The organism is Methylobacterium sp. WL19 (assembly GCF_008040005.1).
Taxonomy (GTDB): Bacteria; Pseudomonadota; Alphaproteobacteria; order Rhizobiales; family Beijerinckiaceae; genus Methylobacterium; species Methylobacterium bullatum.
Window position 1 is genome coordinate 1 of the sequence record NZ_VRVC01000315.1, and the last position, 472, is coordinate 472.

The window sequence follows — 472 nt, forward strand, 5'->3', positions numbered from 1 at the left end:
GCCACGGCCCCAGGGCCCTCCCCCGTTGCCGCCACCGCCGCCGCTTTGATTGCTCCAAGGCATGCTCGCCGATATCTCCTGCTGAGGCAGTGTCGTTCGAAGGCGGCCCGCCGCGCTCTCGCCTCGGGCCGATCCGTCCCACGGTACTGAGTGTCGCCACTCCGTCCTGTCAAGGCTGGCAAGTGGGCATCACGAAGAGGAAAGGCAACAGCGCCGAGCGCTCTTGCGCGATGCGTCGCGGCGTAGAGTTACCGGACCCGTTCCAGATCAACGAACGCGAAGGCGCATTCATCCCGCTCGCCAGGCGGATGCGCGACACGCGAGACTTCGCGGAAATCCCCCGCGTCGTAGGCCGGGAACACCGTATCCCCCTCCGGGCCGATCTCGACCTCGGTGAAGTGGATGCGGTCGGCATGGGGCAGCGCCAGGGCATAGATCTCGCCGCCCCCCGCCACCATCAGCTCCTCCGCCC

At 68.0% G+C, this 472-nt stretch carries 1 protein-coding gene; it reads right to left on the reverse strand.

Annotated elements, in window-relative coordinates:
• Positions 1 to 248 precede the first annotated feature (248 nt).
• Positions 249 to 472, reverse strand: a 224-nt coding sequence (locus FV220_RS25260; RefSeq protein ID WP_147833599.1) for a dihydrofolate reductase, incomplete at its 5' end; no start/stop codon positions are given.